We start from the raw sequence: 1,736 nt of genomic DNA on the forward strand, positions 1-1,736 counted from the left end.
ATAATCGTAACTGTAATCAATTTTCCATTTTGTCGTTATTTTATAGTAGATATCGTACCTGATTCGCCAGTCGAAAACATGGTCTTCCCGGTTCAGGTAGCCTTCGCTCCGGTTTTCAATCGGGAGGGTATTATTACTTGCATAGGAAAAATGAGGTTCAATCTTCACATCGGTTACATCGGCAGAGATCAGGCTGACAGATGCCGATGTGACGAACCAGTCGGCTACATTTCCTTTCGGCGGGTCAATTGAAGGAGTTAAGGTTTCCGAGTAAGAATTTCCGGTTGAATCTCTCCATGCATAAGTAGGTACAAGAGACCCGATGTGTGTTCCGGATGCTAGATAGTGTGGATCCCAGTTGACGGTTTGACTGCTGAACGAAACTGAGTCCCGGTCAAAATTTGCAGTTATAGTAGAGGACATAGGGTCCGGAGAATCAAAGCCGTCTCTTAGAATCTGTCCCTGGACTGATGCTGTATAAACGCTATCCGTGACTGCATGAATAAGGTCAGGATCTTCCTCTGTCCATACATGGTCATTGAAGACCCAGCCGTCAAGAACCCCGTCGGTATAATCGGAGGCGGAAACTTCGATTTTCGAATATTCGGAAAGCTCTTCAAAAGAGGTATTTGTCGCTTTAAGGGATTCTACTATGCTTTTGTCCACGTCTAACGAGAAGGATTTGTTCTGTGCAAGCGAATCATAAGTCGTTGTCAGGTTTACGCTTTTATCCTGCTCATAATGAGAGATTGAGGCATTCAGGTTACTAGTAGAGCCTGAGGGTACTTTATCTCGGTTTGAGATGCTTCCTGAGGGAGAAATATCTTCGTAGAGAACTTTTCCGTTATAGTAAGTAGTGTATGTGAGAGCGAGAGGGTCAACCGAGTCAAAAATTCTTTTCTGGGTGTAAAGTGTAGCCCCATTGATCGAGCTTGAAAGAGCAGGATTGGTCAGGATATTAAGAGGGCCGTTTGCATAATGCTGCCAGGGGCCGTAGACGAAAGTCCTCAGGTTTGTTGCCCCGAGCACAAGGTTGGATGTCGAATCAAGGCTTGAGGAGTTTCCAAGTTCGGTTTCGTATTCCCTGACAAGCTCTTCAAGAAGCGGTTCCCTTGAGGTAATCAGCGTGGAAAGTTTCATGCTGCTGTTGAAACTTTCTCCTGATTCGAGATTAACAAGGGTATAATTCAGGACAGGAATTTCGAAAACGTAATAAATAGTGTAATTTTTGTCAGGATAATTGTTAGCATAAGTATTATTTTTGTCAGCGTAGACAGTGTCTTTGTCAGCAGGTGAGATTTCCCGTTTCAGAGTACCGGTTACTTTCCTTATTTTTATCTGATCGGGTTTTATGTCAGGCTCCACATTAATAGCATATTCCCTGAAGGCGTGGCTGTTTCCCTGGTAGTTTACAGAGAGCAGCGTGTTAAAAGCGTCTGCTGTTATGTCTTTTACCGGGCTTACTTCAATCACGAACCAGTCCGAGGCTTTGAGCTCGTCTCCGTAATAAAGTTCAATTGAGGCATATCCTGAGACTGTGGAATCCGGAATTTCCACGTTTTCCTGGAATGAAACTTTCTGGAAAAAGCCGGTTGCCTGGCCGTAGTTCAGGTTTTGGATTTCGCGGCCTGAAGAGTCATTGACTATAAGCTTGATATCACGGTTTTTCCAGAGGGCTTCGATTTTACCCCAGATATCCGAAGGCAGGTTTATAGTAATCTGGAGAGTGTCCTCTT

Annotated in this window: 1 pseudogene; it reads right to left on the reverse strand. The window is 44.2% G+C overall.

The annotated features are described in order from the left end of the window. Window positions 1–1,736: pseudogene (locus tag ACPK8D_RS16180) on the reverse strand (hypothetical protein); the annotation flags it as partial.

It is taken from the genome of Methanosarcina sp. (assembly GCF_049706645.1).
Taxonomy (GTDB): Archaea; Halobacteriota; Methanosarcinia; order Methanosarcinales; family Methanosarcinaceae; genus Methanosarcina.